General features: G+C 65.6%; 17 protein-coding genes. 4 read left to right on the top strand and 13 right to left on the bottom strand.

Annotated elements, in window-relative coordinates; translation table 11 throughout:
- Positions 1 to 14: 14 nt before the first annotated feature.
- The 6 genes from AU175_RS05605 to AU175_RS05580 all read right to left on the bottom strand — a co-directional run bounded on the left by AU175_RS05605 (position 15) and on the right by AU175_RS05580 (position 7,639).
- Positions 15 to 2,345 (bottom strand): beta-L-arabinofuranosidase domain-containing protein, encoded by a 2,331-nt coding sequence (locus AU175_RS05605; RefSeq protein WP_066286542.1) that lies wholly within the window; start codon positions 2,343 to 2,345, stop codon positions 15 to 17.
- 53 nt (positions 2,346 to 2,398) lie between these two features.
- Positions 2,399 to 3,316: a carbohydrate ABC transporter permease gene (locus tag AU175_RS05600; protein ID WP_231938468.1), complete on the bottom strand. Its 918-nt coding sequence runs from the start codon at positions 3,314 to 3,316 to the stop codon at positions 2,399 to 2,401.
- Between the two features lie 42 nt (positions 3,317 to 3,358).
- Positions 3,359 to 4,300, bottom strand: coding sequence for a carbohydrate ABC transporter permease (locus AU175_RS05595; protein WP_066286537.1), 942 nt, complete (start codon positions 4,298 to 4,300; stop codon positions 3,359 to 3,361).
- A complete protein-coding gene (locus AU175_RS05590) occupies positions 4,297 to 5,670 on the bottom strand; it encodes an ABC transporter substrate-binding protein (protein WP_231938467.1) in 1,374 nt (457 codons plus the stop codon). Before AU175_RS05590 ends, AU175_RS05595 begins: the two co-directional genes overlap by 4 nt.
- A gap of 45 nt (positions 5,671 to 5,715) precedes the next feature.
- On the bottom strand, positions 5,716 to 6,711 hold the full coding sequence (locus AU175_RS05585) for a LacI family DNA-binding transcriptional regulator (protein ID WP_066286535.1): 996 nt from the start codon (positions 6,709 to 6,711) through the stop codon (positions 5,716 to 5,718).
- Between the two features lie 202 nt (positions 6,712 to 6,913).
- Positions 6,914 to 7,639 carry a hemerythrin domain-containing protein gene (locus AU175_RS05580; RefSeq protein ID WP_066286533.1) on the bottom strand — a complete coding sequence of 242 codons (726 nt, stop codon included), beginning with the start codon at positions 7,637 to 7,639 and terminating at the stop codon, positions 6,914 to 6,916.
- A 225-nt stretch (positions 7,640 to 7,864) separates the two neighbouring features.
- On the opposite strand from AU175_RS05580, the gene AU175_RS05575 reads away from it, so the two are divergent.
- From AU175_RS05575 to AU175_RS05565, 3 genes are all read left to right on the top strand, one after another.
- Positions 7,865 to 8,260, top strand: coding sequence for a hypothetical protein (locus AU175_RS05575; RefSeq protein ID WP_066286532.1), 396 nt, complete (start codon positions 7,865 to 7,867; stop codon positions 8,258 to 8,260).
- 77 nt (positions 8,261 to 8,337) lie between these two features.
- Positions 8,338 to 9,495: an FHA domain-containing protein gene (locus AU175_RS05570; protein WP_066286531.1), complete on the top strand. Its 1,158-nt coding sequence runs from the start codon at positions 8,338 to 8,340 to the stop codon at positions 9,493 to 9,495.
- Positions 9,496 to 9,833: 338 nt separating this feature from the next.
- Positions 9,834 to 11,183, top strand: coding sequence for a flavin monoamine oxidase family protein (locus tag AU175_RS05565; protein ID WP_066286528.1), 1,350 nt, complete (start codon positions 9,834 to 9,836; stop codon positions 11,181 to 11,183).
- 110 nt (positions 11,184 to 11,293) lie between these two features.
- On the opposite strand, the gene AU175_RS05560 is transcribed toward AU175_RS05565, so the two are convergent.
- The 7 genes from AU175_RS05560 to AU175_RS05530 form a co-directional block, all read right to left on the bottom strand.
- Entirely contained in the window at positions 11,294 to 12,517 is a 1,224-nt protein-coding gene (locus tag AU175_RS05560; protein ID WP_066286526.1) for a Wadjet anti-phage system protein JetD domain-containing protein, read from the bottom strand.
- A 124-nt stretch (positions 12,518 to 12,641) separates the two neighbouring features.
- On the bottom strand, positions 12,642 to 16,064 hold the full coding sequence (locus tag AU175_RS05555) for an ATP-binding protein (RefSeq protein WP_197497043.1): 3,423 nt from the start codon (positions 16,062 to 16,064) through the stop codon (positions 12,642 to 12,644).
- Positions 16,061 to 16,717, bottom strand: coding sequence for a DUF4194 domain-containing protein (locus tag AU175_RS05550; RefSeq protein WP_066286525.1), 657 nt, complete (start codon positions 16,715 to 16,717; stop codon positions 16,061 to 16,063). The genes AU175_RS05555 and AU175_RS05550 overlap by 4 nt, the downstream gene beginning before the upstream one ends.
- Complete coding sequence (locus tag AU175_RS05545; protein WP_066286523.1) at positions 16,714 to 18,156, bottom strand: DUF3375 domain-containing protein; 1,443 nt, start codon at positions 18,154 to 18,156, stop codon at positions 16,714 to 16,716. Before AU175_RS05545 ends, AU175_RS05550 begins: the two co-directional genes overlap by 4 nt.
- 98 nt (positions 18,157 to 18,254) lie before the next feature.
- Positions 18,255 to 18,647 (bottom strand): type II toxin-antitoxin system VapC family toxin, encoded by a 393-nt coding sequence (locus AU175_RS05540; protein ID WP_231938466.1) that lies wholly within the window; start codon positions 18,645 to 18,647, stop codon positions 18,255 to 18,257.
- An 8-nt stretch (positions 18,648 to 18,655) separates the two neighbouring features.
- On the bottom strand, positions 18,656 to 18,919 hold the full coding sequence (locus AU175_RS05535) for a type II toxin-antitoxin system Phd/YefM family antitoxin (protein WP_066286522.1): 264 nt from the start codon (positions 18,917 to 18,919) through the stop codon (positions 18,656 to 18,658).
- Between the two features lie 83 nt (positions 18,920 to 19,002).
- Positions 19,003 to 20,082, bottom strand: a complete 1,080-nt coding sequence (locus tag AU175_RS05530) for a DMT family transporter (RefSeq protein ID WP_066286520.1) — start codon at positions 20,080 to 20,082, stop codon at positions 19,003 to 19,005.
- A 33-nt stretch (positions 20,083 to 20,115) separates the two neighbouring features.
- Here AU175_RS05530 and AU175_RS05525 point away from each other — a divergent pair, with 33 nt between their 5' ends.
- On the top strand, positions 20,116 to 20,727 hold the full coding sequence (locus AU175_RS05525) for a TetR/AcrR family transcriptional regulator (protein WP_231938465.1): 612 nt from the start codon (positions 20,116 to 20,118) through the stop codon (positions 20,725 to 20,727).
- Positions 20,728 to 20,840 lie beyond the last annotated feature (113 nt).

Below are 20,840 nucleotides of genomic sequence, written 5' to 3'. Positions count from 1 at the left end.
TTTACGGAGTCCGGTCAGGCAAAGCAGGGTTCGTCGAGTAATTCGACGGAGAGCAGGTCACCCGTGACAGTGCCGGGGAGGGCATGGACAGCGAACACGAGCGACCCGGACGCTTCAGTCCTTGCCTCTGCGGGGACGCCGTATTCGGCAACCTCGGCGCCCTGCTCGATGCGGGAGCGCAAAGCCTTGGCCAGCGGCACGCCATTGAGGCTGATCCGCTGCCCATGTCCCGTGCCAGGCCGCATCCTTACCCGCACGGAGCCGGCCTCGCCGTTGGAATCCTCGAGGACATAGGAGAACCAGCCCGTGGCGTTGCGCCAGTGCACACCGTCCTGACCGCCGGCCCGGGTGGCTTCGCCGGCGAAGAAGTGGTCGGCCTCCGGCTGCTGCTCACCCGCGGTCACGGCGTCGACGACGCCCCTCTTGTCCGCCGCCGCGTCCGTTGCGGCAAGCTCTGCCGTCCGCGCCTCGGCGGAGGCACCCGTGGGCCAGTACACGGTGTAGCGCTCGTCGTGGATCCCGGCAAACGGCTCGAGCTTGAGCTGAACGGTTGCGCCGTTCCGGACGGCGGTCAGTTCCGCGGTGATGGCCGCCCGGTTGGACAGTTCGACGGCGGCTGCCGGGTCTGCGGCAACCACCACCGGAGTGCCGGCCAGGGGATCCTGGAGACCGGAGGCAACGTGGCCCATCCGCTCGTCCCGCGCCTCCACGGCTTCCACACCTGCGGTTCCCTCGCGCGCGGCGAGGACCACTGGCCCGTAGAGGAAGGAAACCCACGGTGAACCGTCAGGCAGGGCTTCGGCCAGGATTTCGGCCTTAAGCCGGACGGTGACCGTGGTGGTTCCCTCCCACACGCGATGGACGAAGCCGGCGTTCCCCTTCACTGCCTGCGCTCCCTGTGGCGTTCCGCCGGCCGCGTCCGTTTCATGAACCTGAATCTCCATGGCCGTTGCCCACTCCGGGCGGCGCAGCTGCAGGGTGAAGGCTGTTGGGTTGTCCGCTGTGACGGTCAGATGGACGGTGTCCGAATGCGGGAACTCTGTTTCCATCCGGACCTTCACCCCGCGTTCGGCCCAGGTGAGTTCCGAGGCGATGTAGAGGTTCACTGCCAGGTTGCCGCCGCTGTGGCTGTAGATCAGCTCGCCATAGCGGGCATGGTTTTCCAGGCCGGAGCCCACGCAGCACCACATGGATTCATGGACGGTGGAGTACACGCGGTAGTGGGACGGACGCATCGGCGTGAAGTACACAAACCCGCCGCGCCCGGGGTGCTGCGAGGAGAGGATGTGGTTGAACGTGGCGCGCTCGTAGAACGCCATCGCTGCGGGATCGCCGGCCCGCTCGTACCGCAGCTTGGCGAGCTTCAGCATGTTGTAGGTGTTGCACGTCTCCGGCCCCTGGACCTCAAGGATCATGGGCGTGAAATCGCGCGACGGGTGGAAATGCTCCCGGACGCTGTTGCCCCCGATCGATACGGTCCGCTCACGGGTGACTGTCTGCCAGAAGAAGTCGGACGCCTCAAGATGCTCCTGGCTGCCCGTGGCCTGCGCGTACCGTTCGTACCCCACCACCTTGGGTATCTGGGTGTTGGCGTGGAGCCCGTCCAGCCGGTCATGGCCTGCGGCAAGCGGTTCCAGGATGGCCCGGTGCGAAAAGCGCTTAGCCTCGCGCAGGTAGTCATCCCGCCCGGTCAGCTGGGCAAGGGACGTCAGGGTGTCGTTCATTCCGCCGAACTCAGTGACCAGGACTTCCTCGAACGAGTCATCGTCCAGGCCGGCGGAAACCGTGAGCCACCAGTCCGCCAAACGGGTAAGCATTCGCAGGGCAGATTCGGCCCCGGCATACGAGTAGGCGTCGAGAAGCCCGGCGAAGGTCTTGTGGAGGCTGTACAGCGGGACCCAGCGTCCGTTGAGCGTAAACACGTCGGCATCAATTTCTCCTGCCCGGAGTTCTTCGCCGAGGCGGCGGCCGCCGGGAACCCCGCCCAGGTACCCGGTGCCCGCCGCGTTCTGGCACTCTTCGAACACGTCCAGGACGTAGTGCAACCGCTCGAGCAACCGGGCATCGCCCGTTGCCGCAAACAACTGCGCGCAGGCCGAGAGGTAGTGCCCCCCGATGTGTCCTCCCATGCCGTCGGATTCCCACCCGCCGTACCCAGCCGCCGTCGTCGTAAGTCCTGCTTCCCTGCGGTAGGGCGCACAGAGGCGGTCAGCGTCCAGTGCCAGGACGTAGCGGATATCGGTGTCCTGGGCCGTCTTGAAGTCGCTGGGCAGCAGCCGGACGCTGGTCAGGGGAAAGGACGACGGCGGCGCGGTGGTTTCCACGAAGGCGGTGGTGGAGTGCATGGGAAGTGCGGCTTTCTTGGCTTGGGTCTGTGGGGAGCGGGACGGCGTGGTTCTTAGCCCTTGACGGCCCCCGCGACGAGGCCCCGCACGTAGTAGCGCTGGACGGCGGCGTAGAGGATGAGGCAGGGGAGCATGAGCAACACCGCGCCTGCGATGACGTAACCGTAATTCACCGTTCCGAACGCGCCGGAGGCGACATTCTCCACCGCGACGGGCAGGGTGAAGAGCTCCTGCCTGGTCAGGAAAGTCAGCGCGCCCAGGAAGTCTCCCCAGGCGCCGAGGAACGCGAAGAGGAATACGGTCACGGCCCCGGGGACAATCATGGGCCTCAGCACGGAGAACAGGATCCGGAGGGGACCCGCGCCGTCGATCCGTGCCGCTTCCACAACCTCTGCCGGGATCTGGGCGAATGAGTTTCTCATCAGGAAAACGCCGAAGGGGAGGTTGAAGGTGAGGTGGAAGACGATGATGCCGGCCAGGGAGTCTGTCAGGCCCAGGGCGTTCATCTCCAGGAAGAGCGGCGTCAGGATGGCCTGGAAGGGGACCATCATGGTCAGCAGGATGAGCGCGAACGCCACGTTCGATCCCCGGAACGGGTAGTTGACCAGGGCGTAGGCGGCAAGAGTGGTGATGACGACGCTCAGCACCGCGGAGCCCAGCGCAATGGTCAGGCTGTTCCAGATGTAGGAGCCGGCGCCGATGTTGTTGATGAGGCCGACGTAGTTGTCGAGGGACAGGTCCGTGAACGATTGCCCCGCCGCAGGGCCGGCAATCTGGGCTCCGGGCTGAAGGGAACGAAGGACGGACCAGAGCACCGGGGCAACGAAGAGTATCGATACGACGGTGCCGATCACCGCGTACAGTGCCGTCCTGAACCGTGCCGAGGCAGGTGCTTTCTTGGCGTTCGGGGCGTTGGGGGGAGTACGGGGCAGCCGCGGCGTAACCGGCGGCGCTTGGGTGGAAGTTGTCACGAAATCTCCTTTGATCGGACTCGGCCGAAGAGTTTGTGCTTCTCAGTCCTCGCGCATGACGCGGAACTGAATGAGGGTGAGGCCTGCTGCGATGACGACGACGACAAATGACAGGGCGGTTGCGTACCCCACCTGCAGGTCGCCGAAGGCCTTGTTGTAGACGTAGAGCATGGTGGTGAGGGTGCCTGTGCCCGGGCCTCCGCCCGTGATGATGAAGAACTGGGTGAAGGCGAGGACGGCGCCGATGAAGCCCATCACCGTCAGTAACCCGAGGTACCGCTTGAGCAGCGGAACAGTGACCAGGAATTCCTGCTTCCACCGTCCGGCGCCGTCTATCTGGGCGGATTCGTAGAGTTCCTCCGGGATGCTCTGCATGCCGGACATCAGGATGATCATGGTGAAGCCGGCGCCCACGTAGGTGCCCAGGAGGACTATCAGCACGGTGGCGCTCGTACCGTCCAGGAGCCAGGCCGTGGGCGCCGAGGTGATGCCAAGGTTAAGAAGCAGCTGGTCGAGCGCGCCGCTGTCGGGCCGGAACTCCAGGATGGCCACGAAGCTTAATGAGGTGATGCCGATGACGTAGGGCAGGAACACTGCAGTGCGGATGAGCCCGGCACCCCGGCGGTTGGAGCGGACAAGCATGGCGAGCAAGTAGCCGACGGCGATGCCGAGGGCCGTGGAGATGACGGCAAAACCCAGCGTGTAGAGGATGGATCCCCAGAAGACGGTGTCGGCGAAGGCGGTGACGTAGTTTTCGACGCCGTTGAACTTCACTTCTCCGACGAGCGGCCAGTTGGTCAGGGAGATGACCACGGCAAAAACCAGCGGAACGATGACGAAGACGGCTACGAGGAGCACGGCCGGGGCGAGCATAAGCATCCCGGTGTAGGAATCGCGGCGCGATGCGCGCCGGGGTGCCTTCTTCCCGGTCTTCCCGCTCTTCCCGGTCTGGAGCTGGGTCTGGTACGGGGTTGTGGTTGTCATGCCTGATTCACCTTCAGAACTCGGGCAGTCTCTTCATGGCCCCGCTGAAGAACGTCGTCGAGGGCTTCCTGGCTGAAGACTGCTTCGCGGAACATCGCAAGCCAGGGCGACTGCACGGTGTTGGTGAGCTGTGTGTAGAGCGTGGTGGGAGCGGCGAAGCCTTCATTCATGCGCTCCATGCCCGGGACCATAAGGGGGAATTTCTCGGCAAAGCCTGTCTTGAGGATGTCGCTGCGGACCGGGTACCAGCCCAAGGCGGCCAGTTCCGACTGCTGTTCAAGCTCGCCCACGAAGCGGATGAAATCCCAGGCGGCCCCCGGATTGGCGGCGCCCCGGGGGATGGACAGCACCGCTCCGCCGGAAAATTGCGAAACGTTTCCGTCGGGGCCAGGGAAGGCGCTGACGCCAAGCTTGTCCAGGAACTCCGGTGTGGCACTCCCCACCACCAGGTCGTAGGACCCCGGAAAGAGCCCCACAGTTCCTTTGAGGAAGTCTTGCCCCCACGCCGCCCCGGAGTCTGCCTCCGCCCCTGGCTGGGCGAGTCCTTCCCTGTAGAAGCTGCGGTAAAGCTCCAGCGTCCTGCGGAGCGGTTCATTGCCCAGCACCGCCGCCTGCTGGTGGCCCAGCGGCCCGTTGTAGAACGGGCTCCGGTCCGCCCAGAAGTGCGGTTGGATCACGTAGCCAAGGATGCCGGCGGAGTTACCGGTGAAAGTCACTCCGGAAACCCCGTTGATGGACTGGACAGCCGCGGCGTGCTCCAGGTATTCCGCATAGTTGCCCGGGCCCTTTTCCGGATTCAGCCCTGCCTTCTCGTAGAGCTCCTTGTTCCAGAACAGTTGCGAGACATTGGAAAGAGCCGGGAGCCCGTAGATTTTTCCGTTGAAGGAGGCCACGTCAAGGAGTGGCTTGTTCAGGTACTCCGCGTAGGGGAGCCCATTGATCAGCGGGGTGAGGTCCGTTAAGGCGTCCCGGGTGCTGAAAACGGGAGTTGTGACGGAGTCAGGGGCTACGACGTCCGGCACGGAACCGCCCCGGATCGCGGTGGCGAGCTTTGTTGTCATCTGGCCCTCCGGCAGGACGGTGAGATCGATCCTCACTGCCTGCTGGGCCCGGTGGTATTTGTCCACGATGAGCTGGGCGGGCTTGAAGGCCGTGGCCCGGCACCAGAAGCGGATGGTGCCGGACGGGTTTTTCCCGAAGTTCGCTGCCGCCACATCTGTTTCCGGCAGGACAGCTGAGCATCCTGACAGGCCGAACGTCGCTGCCACGGCTGCGGCTCCGAGCATCAGTGCTGAGCGGCGGCTGAAGTCCCGGCTGCCGCCGTCGGGGGAATTTTGGGCGCGGCGGAGGCCGGCCGGTGGGGAGTGCATCATTGGTCCCTCGTGGTCGTTGACGTTGGTGGGGCTGGATGGATGTTAGGTGGAATCGCGGACGATGAGCTGGCACGGCTGTGCTTCCACACCGGTCCTGCTGTTTCCGCCGATGGCTTCAAGGACGCGTGCCCCTGCGGCGCGGCCCAGTTCCTCAAGGTTCATGTCGATGGTTGTCAGGGAGGGCCTGCAGTTCACGGCCGCTGCTGCCCAGTTGTCGAAGCCGATGATCGCGACGTCATGGGGCACCACAATGTTTGCCTCGCGGAGTCCGTCAGCCACACCGCGGGCGATTTCGTCACTGCCGCAGAGAACGATGTCCACAGGTTCCACGCGCTGGCGCAGCATCTGGGCGGCTTGCCTGCCCCAGGCCTCGGACCAGTTTCCGTAGAGGGGACGGTCGCCCGCCAGGGTGAGCCCGAAGGCTCCGGCGTGTTCCTGTACGGCCTCGGCGCGGATGCGGGCTGAGTAGTCCTGGCGCGGCCCCGCTACATAGGCGATGTTCTGGTGGCCCAGGTTGGCTGCGTGTTCGAGTGCGAGGAGCATGCCCTGCACCTGGTCAACCACTACGGACATGTCTTCGGGGTCGGAAGAATGTCCCATGACATAGACGATCGGGACCGATGTCGGGGGCAGCGGGGCCCGCGGGCCGGTGAGGTTGGTCATGACCACGATCGCATCGACATTGCGGGAGGCCAGCGTTTCCACGCAGTGGCGCTCGCGGACCAGATCGCCCCGGGAGTTGCTGATGAGGACCGATGCCTGCTCCGGGCCGAACGAATCCTCCAGCCCGTACATGACGGGGATGCTGAAGCGTCCGATGTCGTCCGACGTCACCAGGCCGATGGTGAGGACGTCGTTCCGGTTGCCTTCCGCAACAGAGGGCTCGAAACCGAGTTCGCGGGCGGCAGCCAGGACGCGGTCCCGGGTATCTTCACGAAGCTGGCCCCGCTTGTTGAGTGCCTTGGACACCGTGCCTATGGAAACACCGGAGGCGTTGGCTACGTCGGCCATGGTGACCCTGCGGGACGTGAAGCTCATGAATCCTCCTGGAAGTGATGAGATGTGCAACACATTCAGAATATGTTGCGGAAACTTTTCCTGTCAATAGGAAACGTTTCTTATGGTCCTTCATCAGCCGTCTTGGACTAGCCACACGGGGGAGTCGGTTATGGCTGAACGGAGGCTCCGCGGATTGCCGTTAGCTCCCGTTCCGGCAGCAATCAGCCCGGCGGCGCGTGGACTACAGCGTCTCCGGAATCGGGCGTCCGGGGAAGAGCGTCGCGTACTGTTTCCGGAACATCCTGCGGCCGATGAGGCGGTAACCAAGGCGGACCGGGGCAGGGATCTCCTTGAACATTTCCTTTTGGTCTTGGCGTGGATTCGTAGCCAGCACCATCCCGAGGTAGCCGATCAGGAATTTCTTGTCGAGCTGATCGATCCCGTGCTTCCCGGCCTCCTGCAGTTCCTTCTCGGTCATTACCCTGTCCACGACGGGCATTACCTCAGTGACTTCGCGGCGCAGGTGAACATTGAGGACGGACTTCAGGTCCTCGTAGTGCGCAGCGAGTTCCCGGCCAACGTCTGCGTCTGCGGTCTCCATCCAGCGGAGGCGGATCGGCTCGATGCTCTCCAGGCGCTGCGTCACCTGCCGGTGCTGCTCAAGCATCTGCGCTACGTGCAACGCACATGCCGGTGCCCTTTCCGCGAGCTGCGGGTACATGCTCTGGTCCTCACCCTCGTGGTGTAAGTGGAGCACCTTGTCGAAGTTCCCCAGCACTTCGCCCACGTAAGCGGCGCGGGGGATGTCGCCGGCCGCGGCGGACCGCACTAGTCCCGGCGCCTCGTCGTACGCCCACAGGAAAAAGCGGTGAATGCGCCGCATGCCGGCCGTCCCCGCACACAGGACGGGTCCCGGCGGCAAAGGCGCTGCCGTCTCGCCGGGCTGCATGGTGAAGAAGTCAGTCATTGGATTGCCCCTAACGCTAATCACTGCGACCAGGACCCCTCCCCGGCAGCATCGTATCGCTGGCCTTCATGCCGCACAATGGCGGGCCGAGCCAGGGTGGCGAGTGCCGCCGTCGGCCGCCATTCATTCGGGCTCCGAAGACCCACTTGCCGCTCGGATTCTCTACGGACAACCCCCGGATCGCGATAGAATAGCGGGCAAATGACATCTCGGCGGTGAGGTGAAATGCCCAAAGAGCAGAAAGCGTCCAATAAGTCGGGCGCGGCGGTGTTCTGGCTCGTGGCGATCCTGATATGGCTCGTCGTCACCCACCCATGGCTGCTCCTGTTCCCGATCGTGTTCTGGCTTTGCATCATCCTTCCCAACCGCCCGAAGCAAGTACGCAGTCGACCTCGCCCCCAGGCAATCACCCCCGCGCCGTGGCCCCGGACCAAAGTTGCAAGGCCTCCCACGAGGACAATGGCACCCGCGCCGATGCCAAAGGCCGCCCCGCAGCCAGTCAGACCCGCCGCGCCCGACTTCATTCCTAAGGACCGCGAATACAACAGGTCCCTGGCCAGGACCTGGGACGAGGAGTTCGAGGCGCTGGTAAGGAAGCGCGAGCAGTACCCACAGCCCTAACGGCCTTAGCGTTCCATTGTTGAGACGGAACGGGGAAGGGATGGGGTCGCCCTCGGGGATGGCAGTGCGAGGAAGCCATGGACGGACCTGGTGCCAGGAACGAGTTCATCGTCGTCAGCGGGGAGGCGGCGGGGAGCAGGATTGCCATTCCGCACGGGAACGTCACCATCGGCAGCGACGATGCCTCCCGGATCCGCCTTCCGGTCTCAGGGGTCAGCCGCCGCCACGCACTCCTGACCTCCGCCAACGGCCGGACCATCCTCGCCGACCAGCAGTCCCGGAACGGCAGCTGGGTGAACGGTCACCGCATCAGCTCGCCCACGGAACTGACTGACGGGGACCTGGTGGAGTTCGGCCAGGTCGGGCTGCGGTTCATCGACAGGACGGCCGACGGCGGCGGCGCACCTCACGGGAGCGGCGGCACGAAGCGGACGGGGCCGGCCCCGCAGCCGTCCGGGGGACGGCTGGGAACGGCCCTGTTGTACGCAGCCGGCATCAACGTCGTCGGGATTCTGGGCAACAGCCTCGCCGCGTTCCTCACCGAGCTGACGCCCACTTTGACCTGGTTCATCGCCCCCTTCGTTGGATTGCTGGTTGCCCTGGTCATTGAAACGCTTGGCCATTACCGGAAGGGCCAAGGCGCCCCGCCGCGCCCGCCCGCCGGCGACGAACCCGGGCCCGACCAACCGGGGTCCCGCCGGGCACCTGCGCCCCGGCGGCCGCTGGCGGCCACAGTGCTGCTGACGTTGCTGCTGCTCGGAGGCGGCGGGTGGCTGGTCGCCGCAGGGGTGAGTTACGCCGTCGGCTACTTCTCAGGCAACGAAGACGGTGTTGAGCGGCTGGAAAGCCAGGTGGTGGCCGAAGCGCAGGGTGTCACGGTGACTGTCCTGGGCGTCCAAAGCACGGCCCATTTCACCCGGGTGGAGATCCTCGTCAACAACGGCACGAGCAACTCGATATCCCTGCCGCTGTTCCAGAACGCGCTGCTCACGGGGCCGGACGGCACCACGTTCGACGCGAGTGCCTTCCGCAGCAACTGGCAGCCCCAGATCCCGGCCGGCGGGCAGCGCAGGGGAACCCTCAACTTCGAGAACCAGCTGCCCGATGGGTCCACGAGGGTGACACTCAGCTTCGCCACGGTCTTTCTGCAGGGCTTCGACGGACCCAGGTCCATCACGGTTCCGAACATTCCGCTGGAGCCGCTGGACGCCGAAGTTTCGGCGTTGCCTGCCTAGCGGGGCAAGGGGGGTCAGAAAGGGGCCGACGACGGCTGGGGGTGGTAGAACGCGGTCTCAGACGTCTACCCTCGACGCCGGCCCCGGCCTCTGCGGTCCCGGCCAAAGCCGGGACTTCTGGTGTACTCCAGAGCCTGCAGCCCCGGCTGCCGCCGGAGCTCTCCCACGACCATAAGCGCAAAGGGGCACCGGGCACACGAGTACCGACTACCTGCTTTGTTGTCTGTGGATACTCGTCAGTGCACCACGTACTAACCTCAAATATCGGAGTCCCGCGGGAGTCGTAAGCTCGTGTCTAAGCCATACATGCGACTGGACCGATTTTGGAGGATCGCAAGATGCACGATGTGGATGTCGTCGTCGTGGGCGGGGGCCTGGCTGGCCTGAGCGCAGCCCGCACGCTGGTTGAGGCCGGCAGGACAGTTGCCGTGCTGGAGGCGCGCGACCGGGTCGCCGGCCGCACACTGGGAGGCTTTCTCAGCAACGGGGTTCCGGTGGAGATGGGCGGCCAATGGGTCGGCCCGACACAGGACGTGGTGCTCGGGCTCATCAACGAACTGGGCCTCAAGACCTTCACCACCTACGACCAGGGCGACGCCTTGACCGTTTTCGACGGCAACGTGGTCCGGAACGCCGACGAGACCTTCGGCCTTCCGCCGGAGTCGGCGACGGAGGTCGGCCGGCTCTGGGAGGACCTGGAGAGCCTGGCCTCGACGGTAGCGATCGAGGCGCCGTGGGAAACTGATGGCGCGGAGGACCTGGACCGGCAGACGCTGGACGCGTGGCTGGTTGCCAACACCAAAGACAGCATCGCGCGGAGGTTCTTCCGCCTGGTGGTGCCTGTCCTGTTCTCCGCCGAGTCTCCGGAGCTTTCGCTCCTGCACTTCCTCTTCTACGTCAGGTCCGGCACCAGCCTTGAGGCACTGATGGCGATAACAGGGGGTGCCCAGGAGAGCCGCGTCGCCGGCGGCACCCACCAGATCTCCGAGCGGATGTCCGCCGAACTGGGCGGCTCGGTCCGGCTCAATGCCGTGGTCCGGACCATCCGCCAGGATGACACGGGCGTACTTGTCGAATACGACGGCGGCAGCGTCACGGCCCAGCGCGTCGTCGTCGCCATACCGCAGACTCTGGCCGGCCGGCTGCGCTACGTCCCGCCGCTGCCCGCGCTGCGCGACGGGCTCACCCAGCAGATGCCGGCCGGGTCTGTGATCAAGCTCCAGGTCGGTTACGACGCCCCGTTCTGGCGCGAGGACGGGCTGAGCGGAACGGTACTCAGCCTCGACGACGCGTTCAACATCGTCCTGGACAACACCCCGGACGACGGCTCCTGCGGGGTGTTGGTTGGCTTCCTCGAGGGCGCGCACGCCCGCACCGCGAGCCTGATGAGCGCAGCTGAGCGACGCGAGCTGGTTATCGGTGCACTGGTGAAGTACTTCGGGCCGAAGGCGGCGCACCCGTTCGACATCGTTGAGCAGGACTGGACGGAGGAAGAGTTCACCCGCGGCTGCTACGGTGGACGACTCGGCGCGGGCGCCTGGACCCAGTACGGCACGGCCCTCGCTGCCCCCGTGGGCCGGATCCACTGGGCGGGCGCAGAAACGTCCACGGTCTGGAACGGCTACATGGACGGTGCCATCCGCTCCGGCCGCCGAGCCGCCGACGAGATCCTCAAGAAGCTCTCCTGACCAGCGGGTTCATATGTCGGTCGCGGTAACCGGTTTGCGTAACTTTTGGCCGAGACGCAACGGGCCACCCGCGGGAACACGGGAGATTTCCGTGCCAGTGAATCCAAAAGTCACGCATTTCGGTTTCGACCAACCGCAAGTCGCTCCAGCGCCCAGTCCCAGCGGATGAGCTCCTGCTCCAGCCTGACGGACGGGCCGTAGGTATTACTGCCAAGCGCTGCATAGAGCGCCGATTCCTCGGCTGTCAGCCTGGTCAGCACCGCCCGGGACGGCGACGGTTCACTGCCCCACACATCCCGATGGGCCAACAGCGTGGCCTCATCCATCAGTACGCTGACCACGTGCGGGTGGACGGCCCGCAGCTCATCGAGGATTCGGAAGCCGTGCGTGTCCAGGTCGCCCCAGTACAGGACTTCACAGTTCCGCAGCCAACCGGCATCGCGCAGCGACGAAAAACCGTACCCGGCGCCGTAGATCGCCAGGGCCTCCGGGCGCTCCGGGAGTGCGAGGAAGTTCACCAGGTTCTCAGTGACGATCACCGTCTTCACGGGCAGCCGGAGCGTGCTGAAGGCCTCCGCCGTCACCGTCAGATCGCGTGCCTCGCCCAGCAACGGCACGTCATTGTCCAGCGCCCGGAACCGGACGAGTTCGGGCTGGTGCAGGAAACCGTGCCGCGCCGCAAACCGGGCTGCAGGAGTCCGGGCGGCGATCTGGCCCAGGAGGGATCCGGGCTCAGCTGGCGCACTGGGAAGTGTCTCATCGGCGGACTCAACTCCGGTGCGCCCGGCATCAGGCCGGAGGGCCTCCACCAGTTCACCAATCACCTTCCGGTGGTTTTCGATGAACTTCGTGTGCACTCCGGGCAGGCTCAGCTGACGGACGTAAACGCCTGGCTCTGGAAAGTCGCGAAGCCACAGGGCCACCCGGGCCGCGGTCAGCGCGTCCGCGTCCAGCTCCAGCAGCTGCAGCGGCCGCCGCAGCGCCCACCCGCGGAACGCAGCGTCCAAGGCGCGCAACCCCTCAGCCAGCCCCACGAACCGGGCCGCGTCCTTCGCCTTACCGGCAAACCCAATCTCGTCGTCCACCGAAGCAAACACCGCCGCCGCCGGCAGCTGGTTGGAACCGATCGTCGTGCGGCCCACCTCGGCGGTCTCCAGGCTGAAGGGGCCGACGGCGGCAACAAGCTCAGCTGCCCACACGCGGGCGGCGGCATAATCGCCCAAAAGGCTTGCCGCCGTCGGCCGCTTCAACGGACGACGGCGGGGATACAGCCCGGAGGGCTCCAGCAGCTCGCGTAGCAGCGCGCCGCTGCTCCAGGCCTTCAGTGACTGCACGCGTAGGTCCGCAAGCGTTGTCCAGCCCTGGGCCCGACCAGCCTTGGTCCCGCCACCCGAGGAGTCAGCGCGGAGGTCCCTTCCCAAACCTCGCAAGCTCCCTTCGGGGCCCTCGGGACGCCGCTCAGGCACGGCGGTCCCGCTCGTCGCGGTACTCCTGGATGGTCATGTTCCGCAGTTGTGAGTCGTTGCCGTTGGTGTTGGCGACGAAGCCCACGTGTGCCACAAAGGGCTCGATCACGTGGATCTTCTGCAGCGGAGTGACGATCAGCAGCTGGAGCTTCATCCGCTGGAACAGCTCCAGCCCGTACCGCGCCGACTCGTCGGAGCCGCGGCCGAATGCCTCGTCGATCACCACAAACCGGAAACTGCGGCCCTTGCCCGCGCTCCGGCCCGCGCCGGCACCCGCGGCAGTACTCTGCCCGGCACCCAAACCGAACTGGAACGCCAGTGCCGCGGCCAGGATGGTGTAGGCGAGCTTCTCCTTCTGCCCGCCGGACTTGCCGCCGGAATCGGTGAAGTGCTCGAACTCCTCGCCGGTCTCCGTCCACTTTTCCGAGGCGGAGAAGGTGAACCAGTTCCGCACGTCCGTGACTTTCGCCGTCCACCGCTCATCCAGGGCTGTGAAGCCGTCCCGTCCGCGGAACCGTTCGATCAGCCGTTCCACCTGCAGGTACTTCTGCTCTGAGTACTGGTCATCGTCCCCGATGGTCCCTTCCGAGCAGGCCCGCAGGTCCGTCCCGAACTGCCGTACGTCCAGGTCCGTGCTGTTCTGGTGCTCCAGCTGGATGTGCCGGCCGCGGTTGTATTCGATGGTGGCCAGGGACTCATTGATCTTGTTGATCCGGGTCACGATGTCCTGGCGGCGGCTGTCCAGGAACGCGTTGAACGCCACCACCTCGTGGATGGTGTTCTGGTTCAGCGAGTCCTTGAAGTGGGCCTCGAACTTGGGCAGATCGTTCTTCTCGAGCTGGTCCAGCAGCCGTTCGTAGTCGCCGGCGGCGTCCAGGGAGGCGTCGATTTCGGTGGTTTCGTTGGGGTACCTGTTCCGGAAGTCGGCCATCAGCCGCACCGTATTGGCCTCCGCCGTCGCCAGCCGCTTGGACAGGGCGTCGATGGTGGCCGTGAGTCCGGACCGCACCAGGCTCTCCACCGCCACCGTGTTCTTGTAGGTGAGGACCTTCTCCCCGGGGGCCGCGGCGGCGAGGCCGGCCACGGAAGCCAGCACGCCGGCGTCGTCCGTCAGCGGCTGTTCCTGCAGCAGGGAGCGGCACTCGGCGATGGCCTCGGCAAGGTTTTCGGCGTCTTTTTCGTTGGCTCCGAGGCGCTGCTGGAGCTTGCTGGCCCGCTCTTCGAGCCGGCGCAGCTCCACGTTCAGGGCAGTCTCCCTGGCCGCCAGTTCCTGCAGGATGTTGCTGGCGGATTCGAGCGCACGCCGCTCTTCCTTGAGCGCCTCGATCCGCCGGGCAGTGAGCTGCCAGCTGATCTCGCCGAAATCCGCCACGGAGCGCACGGTGCCGAGCTGCTGGTACTTCCGGCCGGTGTCGCCCAGCTGCCGGTCCACTTTTGCCAGCTGCGTCCCCGCCACCTGGAGCTGGCCCTTTGCGTCCTCCAGCTCGACCAGGAACCGGTTGATTTTGTCCTGGTTGTCCCAGCCCAGCACGTAGTTCCGCCGGTCCGCCAGGTCGTTCCGGTCATCCTTCTCATGCCGGCCGCGGCCGCCCTTGAGCTGGCCGTTGGCCGTGAGCGCCTTGGGAAAGCGGCGGAAATCCGCCAGCGTGTCACAACAGACGTAGTCGAATCGGCCCGCCAGCTCCTCCATCAGGAAATCACGGAAGGGGGTGCCCTGCTTGATGGCGATCTTGGCGGCCAGCGTCCCGGGCTCCGCGGCCCTGGGGGAGTACGACTCGCCCACCTTGAGGTAGACCAGCTTGCCCTTCAGGTTGTTTGAGTCCACCCAGCTGCTGACGCTCGCGTAGTGTTCCGACGGCACCAGCAGGGACAAGGCAAAGCCACGCAGCGTCCGTTCCGCCGCACCTTCCCAGGCGGCCTCGCCGTCGCGGACCCGCAACAGCTCGCCGGCGAACGGCAGGGCCTTCTCCGCCACTCCCGTTCCTTCACACAGCCGACGCCGGATCTCCAATTGCTGCAGTGGCAGCAGGTTGCGCCGTGACTGGAGGCTGGTCAGCTCGGCTCTGATGTCGGCGGCCCGCCCGTCGAGGACCGTGCGCGTCATGGTCAGTTCGGTCCGCTGCTCCTGAAGTTCCCTGTGCTGCTCGGCGAGGGCGGACTCCACAGCGGCCAGGCCGTCCCGGTTGGCGTCGAACAGCACCCTGTCCTCCGGCGCGTTGAGGCCCAGCTCCGCCGCGGCGGCGGCGTAGGTCTGGTAGCGGGTCCGCTGGGCTGCGGCTTCGTTGCCCAGCCGGGTGACGTCGGCGTCGATGGCCGCCAGCCGGCCGCCGCCGTTGGAGCGGATGTCCTCGGCCACCGCGCCGAGCTGGTGCCGGAGCTCCGTGATCCGGGCGGTAAGGGACGCGTTGTCCTCGCGGAGGCGGTTCCCCGTGCTTTCCAGCTCCGCCTGGTGTTCCAGGCTCAGGATGAGGCGCTGGTTGGTGAACCAGGGGTGCAGCTGGTCCCGCTGGGCTCTGGCCAGCTCGTCCTCGACCGTCAGTTTGGCATGCCGGGCGGCGCCGTCGCGGATGGGGGTCAGCAGCGCGATCTGGTCCTTGGCGCGCAGCACGGCACCGTGGGCTTTTTTAAGGTCATCGAAGTGGCTGATCAGTTTGCTGATCCGGGTGTCGACGTCGTCCTCGTCCAGCATGTTGGTGCGCACAAAGTGGGTGATGTTCTCCACCTGCTTCATGGAGACAGTCCGGTGGAACAGCTCCATGGCCTGGTTCCCGCTGATGCCGAACTGCCGTTTGAAGGCCGCCGCGTACGGCTCGAAGGTGTCATGGACCGTCACGCCCGCTGCCTTGAGCTTCTTCTTCAGCCGGGCGGGGTCCTGGCCGAAATTGGAGAAGTCCGCGGCGATGGACTGGTCCGTTTCCGCCAGGGAGTAGAAACGGTTGGGCTGGCCCGCCTCCTGGACTGCCCAGAGGGTGATGGCCAGCGTGACCGACTTGCCCAGCACGGCGTTGCGGAAGACGGCAAGCACCACGGTGAGCGCGCCCGTTCCGCGCAGGGACACCGGCTTGGAGTTTTCACCGCCGGTGCTGCGGGTGCTCTTGTGGTAGCCCCGCACGTAGGACATGAGGCTGCGTTCCTTCTTCTGCGCGCCCGCGGCCTTGTTGTACTCGATCTTGTTGGCGGGCAGCAGGAGGGTGGTGATCGCGTCGACGACGGTCGACTTGCCCGAGCCGATGTCGCCGGTGAGGAGGCTGTTGGCGCCGTCCAGGCGGAACGTGCGCACACCCTGGTGGAAGGTGCCCCAGTTGAGCAGCTCCAGACGGTGCAGCCGGTAGCCCGGGGGAGTGCCGGCGTCGTCCGTTGTTTCCCGTTCTGTTGGCTCCAGGCTGAACAGGCTGTCCTGCAGGTCCGCGGTCACGGGTGCTCCCCTTCGTCTTGGTTGGGTGCCGCAGCGGTTTCCGAAGCTGCGCCCGCTGATCCGTCCAGCGACGCGCGGTAGTCCGCCAGCCGCGCGTCGAACTCCTCCAGCCATTGCGCATCCACGTACGCCTTTAGGATCCGGGCAACCTCGTACGTGTCGGTCTGGCCGCGGAGCCTGCGGAGGAAGCCGAGCTCCACCACCTTCTTGATGTTGGCGCCCAGCCTGTCCATGATCCGCGCCTGGTTGGAGGATTCGGGCAGGAACACGGCCACCATGTCCGCGATCTCCTGCTCGGTCATGATGAGGCGGAGCTCGCTGCTGTTGGTGTCGAATTCGAGCATCCGGCCGCGCAGCAGGGCCAGCAGGAGGCTGACGTCGAAGGTCAGCCGCCGGCGGGGGATGAGCCGGGGAAGGTTGCCGTCCGGGTCCTCCCGCGACCGAAGGAACGCGTAGCCCTCGGACTCGTCCAGGATCAGGTCCAGGCCAAGCACGGCCACATAGTCACGGGCCTGGGACTCCAGGGCGATCAGCGACTGCCAGACCTTCTCATCCGCTTCGGCGTAGACCACACCGCGGAACAGCCTGGTCACCACTCCTGGCAGTTCCTCGGGCGTCCGGGCTGCGGTGTCGGTGGTTTCCGTCGGGTTCATGCCGGCCTCACAAAGATGATCTGGTCAATGGTTGCTTCGCGGATGCTGCCGTCCGCGAGCTGCCATTGCAGCTGCACGGGCACTTGGTCATGGATGCTGGCCCACTCCGACTCGCTGGCCAGCTGGTAGTACGCCACAATTTCGGCGAGCCCTTGCTGCAGCGGATGCGCCTGGGTGACCTCCACCAGGGTGGCCTGTTCGGCGTCCGCCAGGACGGCGTCCACATTGGCTTTCAGGCGCTCCTTGTCCACATGGAACTGACTGAACAGGGCACCCGCGTCCACGTCCGCGTCATCGGCGGTGACGACGTCGTCGTCCACCATCACCTTCTGGCTGGGCTCATACAGCGGCCGCTCGAAAGGCAGTGCCACGTCCACCGACTGCGCGGCGATCTCCATATAAACGCCCGACGGCGGCGCCTCCCGGGTGCCCAGCGCACCGGATTCGATGCTGCGGATCAGCCGCATGATGCGTTTGTTCTCCAGGAAGACCTTGTCATCGAGGAGCCGGCGCATCTGCTCGGAGAGCTGCCGGACGGTGGCCTGGGTCTGGTCGACGGCGGGCAGCCAGTCCTGGTGCAGTTTGGTCACTGCGTGCAGGTCCGCCACGCCGGACAGTGCCTCGATCTGGGTGGCGCGTTCCAGCAGGTCCTGCAGTTCGGTGCGCAGCTGAGGCGACATGAGGTAGTCCCAGAATCCCTGGAACGTCCGGCCCTGGAGGGAGCTGCTGATGCCCTGCTGGTTGGCGAAGATGGTCTCCAGGAGCTCACCCTGGCCGCCCTCCCAGGTGGCGATCTGCTCACGCACCTGGCGGTCCAGCTTCCGGAAGTTCTGCTCAACCTCACGGAAATCGGCCAGGAGGTCCTTGGCCAGCGTGGTCAGCTGCTGGAAGTGGTCCAGCGCTTCCGGGGCCGTCATCACCTTAACGTTGCCGTCCCGGATCCGCTGCATCTCGGCGTCGATCCCGTCCCGCTGGCGCTGGAGCTCGGCCAGCCGCACCTCGGGGTCGGTCTCGGACTGTTGGACCAGGGCCTTGAGGACCGCGAAGATGCTGGTCAGCCGGGACTGCGTGGCCACAAAATCCCTGCCGCGCAGGCTCTCCACCCAGCGGACCACGTCCTCGGCGGCGGGGGTGAGGTCGTAGCGCGGCTCGTCCTGGGCGGGCACGTAGTACTTGCGCAGCCAGGCCCGCTCCTGGGCTGCCCAGTCATCCAGATACTCCGAAGCGGGACGGGGGAACTTGTCCTCGCCGTAAACGTCCCGGAGTCCGAACAGGACGTCGTCCAGGTGGTCCACAAGTTCCTGCCGGCCGATGTCCCGCTGGTTGGGGCCGGTGAAGGCCTTCATGAAGAAACTGATGGCCAGCGGGGCGTTTTGTGCGCGGAGCAGGGACCATCCTGGGTGGTTCTCACGCAGGTTGTTGATGGCGTAGAAATCCAAGGCGTCCTCAGTGGGCTTCCGGCGGCGGGATGACTTATCTGCCCAAGCTACACGCCGCCGCCGACAATTTCCGTGGAGGAAGAATGATTGCTGCCTGATTACGGCCCGGTGCGCTCACCTGGCGACAGGACGTTCAGGCCGGCATCAACAGCTGCGGCCAGGAGTTCTGCGTCGTAGGCCACGAGAAGATCGGCCTGCAGGCGGATTGCGGAGGCCAGGTTAATGGCGTCGGCGCTGCGCAGCCTGCCAGGCAGGGCGGCGGCATACATGAGGTCCGATCGTGCAAGGTCCACAAGATTGATGCCGCCGAGGGTCGCATTGACCAGCTCGCCTGGAAAACCGCGGCGGCGCGCTGCGCAGTGGAGCTCCGTATAGAGGAGCATCGAAGCGACCAGCCTGTCATTCCGGGACGCGGCGGCTGAGAGGTACTCCGCTGTGGATGCTGATTCCCTTTCCTCCACCATCAGTTTGAGGGCGGCCGAGGTATCCACGTAGATGATCAACGGTCGCCACGAAGATCGTCCAGAATTTCCGCCGTGCTGGATGCTGAGGTAACACGAGGCAGGGCGCGGAAATCGACAGGTCCCGTGGCCGGGCGGACCTGGCCTGCCAGGAGCAGACGTTCAAAGGGCGAGGCCGACGGCGGGATCAGCGTCGCAGCGATCTCTCCATTGTTGGTGACATCGATGGTTTCGCCGTTTTTTACGCGTTCAAGAATCTTGCTGCTCTGGTTGCGCAGCTCGCGGTGCGGAATAGTTGTCACGATTGCCTCCGTAGCAATCGTAGCAACCTCAATGCCTGAAGATAAGTCTCAGCCGGGGAACGGTTACCAGGTTCCGTTCTGCGCTAGCGGCTGTCTTCTTCAAGGCGATGGTGAAGGGGCGCTTCACCTGCCAGGACATCGGCGTAGCCCGAATCGGCGGACGAAGCGGAGGGGGGCTGCGTCGAGGAACGCTCGGGCCACAGGACCAGAGCGATGGCGGCGGACCCGAGGATCAGGCCGGCGAGGGTGGCGGGAGTGAACGGTTCCCCGAACAGGAGGGCCCCGGCGACGGCGGTGGTTGGGGCGACCAGGAAGAGGAGGGCATTGAGCGCGGTGATGCCGATCCGGCGCAGGAGGAACCAGTACAGGCCGTAGGCGATGAGGGTGGGGACGATCGCGATCACCAGGGTGGAGATCCAGAACTCCGGGGTGGCCGGCGGGGCGAGGGTTCCGTCGAGGGACGCGAGCAGGGCGACCGCGACAAGTGAGACGGCGGCATGCGTGGACAGGGTGGCAGGAACGCCGAGGCGTGCCGAGGTGCGGCGCTCCAGGAACGTGGCCGTGACGAGGCTCGCGAGGGCGACCAGCGGAAGCAGATAGGCGGCGCCCGGAGACGCAGCTGCGGACGCGTCCGAAACCACGATCAGGGCGACGCCGCCGGCGCCGAACACGAGGCCGAGCCATTGGAGGGCACGCACGCGGAGCCCGAGGAGCGGACCGACGAGGGTGGCGACGACAAGGGGCTGGATGGCGTCGATGAGTGCGGTGGTCCCCGACGACACGCCGGCGGCGATGGCCAGGTAGATAGGCACGACGTAGCCGAATTGAGCGAAGAAGCCTATGACCAGATGGGGGCGAATATCGCGCCAGGCGGGCAGGTCCGCACCAGGAGGGACCGGGCCTCGGGAGGGTCTCCCGGGACGGTCTTTCGACGCGATGCCATGAGCCCGACGCCGGGTGATGTTGGCTCGGACAGCGGTCGCCGCGAAGGCGAGCGCCAGGATTGCCACAACAATGAGGAATCGCCAGAAGACGACCGTGAGGGCGGGGGCGCCGGAGGTACCGATCTTGGCTACGAGAAAACCGGAACTCCAGCTGAGAACGAACGCGACGGAAGCTCCGATCAGGACAATGCGCCGAGGTATACCGTTCTGTTTACTCATGCAGATTAGTATACAGAACGGTATAGTAGATGCATGATGATCGAAGATCGCCATGAAGAGCTGCCCCGGGACGCGAAAGAGCCGCCCAAGTTCACAAAGGGAGCGGAACGGGTTCTGCGCGCCGCCTCCGAGCTGTTCTATCGCGAAGGAATCCACGCGGTAGGGGTGGACACGATCGCCGCGGCGGCCGGTGTAACCAAGAAAACCCTGTACGACCAGTTCGGTTCGAAAGAGGCGCTGGCCGTGGCCTACCTCCGGCGGCGGGACGCCCGGTGGCGCGAGTACCTCGAAAATGAACTAGCGCAGGTACCTGCAGGCGGCACCCAACGGATCCTCGCGATCTTCGATATCTCCGGGCGGTGGGCCATCGACAACAGCGACAAAGGGTGCTGCGCGATCAACGCGCGGGCCGAGACTGCTGACCCGGGAAGCCCGATTGCGGCCGAAGCGATCCGTCAAAAGAAATGGCTGCGGGACCTCCTGGAGGAACTGTGCAGGGAAGCGTCCGTTGCTGATCCTGCCCATGCGGCCGACTCATTGATGCTTCTGTATGAGGGCGGCCTGGTGACAATGGGAATGGGTACCTTCCCGCAGCCCTTCGCGGTGGGGCGGGACGCAGCAGCCAGACTGCTCGCCATGAGCTAGCTCGTGTCCTCTCAATTGACTGCAAAGTCAGGTGCCAGCGGATGCCTCAGTGCTGCCTTCCGCCTGCTCCCAGTGCCGCCGGAGCAGCTCCGCCAGCCGCTCGGGCTCGATCC

It is taken from the genome of Arthrobacter sp. B6 (assembly GCF_001663775.1).
Taxonomy (GTDB): Bacteria; Actinomycetota; Actinomycetes; order Actinomycetales; family Micrococcaceae; genus Arthrobacter.
Note: the sequence above shows the minus strand (reverse complement) of the source record. Positions and strands in the feature narration are given on the sequence as shown.

What these genes read in the sequence shown, in the direction of transcription:
- AU175_RS05605 (WP_066286542.1), bottom strand. Translation starts at nt 2,345, where the DNA reads ATGCACTCCACCACCGCCTTCGTGGAAACCACCGCGCCGCCGTCGTCC.
- AU175_RS05570 (WP_066286531.1), top strand. Translation starts at nt 8,338, where the DNA reads ATGGACGGACCTGGTGCCAGGAACGAGTTCATCGTCGTCAGCGGGGAG.
- AU175_RS05580 (WP_066286533.1), bottom strand. Translation starts at nt 7,639, where the DNA reads ATGACTGACTTCTTCACCATGCAGCCCGGCGAGACGGCAGCGCCTTTG.
- AU175_RS05525 (WP_231938465.1), top strand. Translation starts at nt 20,116, where the DNA reads ATGATGATCGAAGATCGCCATGAAGAGCTGCCCCGGGACGCGAAAGAG.
- AU175_RS05530 (WP_066286520.1), bottom strand. Translation starts at nt 20,082, where the DNA reads ATGAGTAAACAGAACGGTATACCTCGGCGCATTGTCCTGATCGGAGCT.
- AU175_RS05550 (WP_066286525.1), bottom strand. Translation starts at nt 16,717, where the DNA reads ATGAACCCGACGGAAACCACCGACACCGCAGCCCGGACGCCCGAGGAA.
- AU175_RS05585 (WP_066286535.1), bottom strand. Translation starts at nt 6,711, where the DNA reads ATGAGCTTCACGTCCCGCAGGGTCACCATGGCCGACGTAGCCAACGCC.
- AU175_RS05565 (WP_066286528.1), top strand. Translation starts at nt 9,834, where the DNA reads ATGCACGATGTGGATGTCGTCGTCGTGGGCGGGGGCCTGGCTGGCCTG.
- AU175_RS05595 (WP_066286537.1), bottom strand. Translation starts at nt 4,300, where the DNA reads ATGACAACCACAACCCCGTACCAGACCCAGCTCCAGACCGGGAAGAGC.
- AU175_RS05575 (WP_066286532.1), top strand. Translation starts at nt 7,865, where the DNA reads ATGCCCAAAGAGCAGAAAGCGTCCAATAAGTCGGGCGCGGCGGTGTTC.
- AU175_RS05590 (WP_231938467.1), bottom strand. Translation starts at nt 5,670, where the DNA reads ATGCACTCCCCACCGGCCGGCCTCCGCCGCGCCCAAAATTCCCCCGAC.